The organism is Bariatricus sp. HCP28S3_A4 (assembly GCF_052066395.1).
In the GTDB taxonomy this organism is placed as follows: Bacteria; Bacillota; Clostridia; order Lachnospirales; family Lachnospiraceae; genus Allocoprococcus.
The window spans coordinates 1-1,502 of the sequence record NZ_JBQHSE010000082.1 but is presented as its reverse complement, the minus strand read 5'-3'; the positions used below and the strand labels follow the sequence as shown (position 1 = coordinate 1,502).

General features: G+C 43.3%; 1 protein-coding gene. It reads left to right on the top strand.

Translation table 11 applies throughout. The features are described from left to right. Positions 1-158: 158 nt before the first annotated feature. Positions 159-1,502 (top strand): IS21 family transposase (istA, locus tag ACTNBF_RS16425; protein ID WP_441089699.1); only part of this gene is annotated, 1,344 nt, incomplete at its 3' end.

The window sequence follows — 1,502 nt, the reverse complement described above, 5'->3', positions numbered from 1 at the left end:
TGCAGATTGTCTCCTGGAACGGCCAACTGTGCCATATTAGGCGGTCGCACCTTGCCATAATTAACGGTCGGTGTGTGCCATATTAAACGGCCAGTCCAGTCCTTTATAATAGTAGTATCTTCCGAACCGGAAGAAATACTATTTTTAGGAGGTCCGAAATGGATTACAAGAAAATACTGAGACTTCACTACGTGAATAATCTCAGCGGCCGTGAAATCGCTGATAGCTGTGGAGACTGCAGCAAATCAGCAGTGAATGAGTTCCTAAGACGTTTCAGAGAATGTCAGGAGCTCTCTTATCCTCTCAAAGAGGATGTTACCAATGAGTATATAGAGTCTCTGCTCTATAAAAAGTCTGGTGTATCCGCCGATCTGCAGCTTTACCGCGACTTCAACAAAGAAGCCGTATATAAAGCATTGGCTCGCAAGGGCGAGACACTGAAACATCTCTGGCAGAAATATAATGCTGTTGGAGTGGTTGATGGCAAGAAACCGTACAGTTATCGTCAGTATTGCAGGCGTTACTCCGAATGGACTGATTCAAAGCACATCACTTTTCATATCCAGAGATACCCAGGAGTTAACCTGGAACTCGATTATGCAGGCAAACAGCTTCTGATCCACAACCGTCGGTATCCAAATGAGACAACGAAGGTGACCATATTTATTGCAGCTCTTACCTACAGTGATTACTTTTATGCCGAAGGTATGATTGACTGCGATATTCGGAATTGGATCAGAGTCAACAACAATGCGTTGGATTTCTTTGGTGGCATTACACCAACCATCACTCCAGACAACTGCAAGGTTGCTGTAAACAAGAACAGGGACTGGATCAGTCCTGAACTTAACAAGGATTATCAGGCATGGGCTGAACATAATGATACTGTTATCACTCCAGCAAAGGTTAAGTCACCTCGCTGGAAACCGGTCGTCGAAGGCCATGTAAAGATCGTGACCATGCACATCTTAGTAGAGATGGAGGAAATGATCTTTTATTCTCTCGAGGAACTTAATCGTGTTCTTCAACAGAAGGTAGCTAAAGAGAACAACAGAAACTTCGAAGGATTATCTTATTCTCGTGCTGACCTCTTTAAAACAGAAGAGAAGGAGACTCTTCTGCCTCTTCCGCTCAATAAATTCGAGTACCTTGAGCGAAAGCTTGTTAAAGGAGCACAAGACTTCTCCTTCACCTTCGACAAGGTCCATTATAGCATGCCTAGAAAGTATTTAAAAAAGGAAGTTGAGATACGTGTTGGAGAGAAAGAAATCTTTGTCTACAACAAAAACGGAGATCATATCCGTACGCATAAAAGAAGCTATACGCCTAAGGAGTGGGTTATTATTCCTTCCGATATGCCTGCAGAATACGGTGATTACGGCTACTGGAATGTTCCATACTTCCAGCAGAAAGCATCAAAGATTGGGCCAAGCACAAGAGCATTGATTGATGCAATGATCAAAATATATGCCTACCCAGTACAGGCTTTCCGCAGCTGTTTC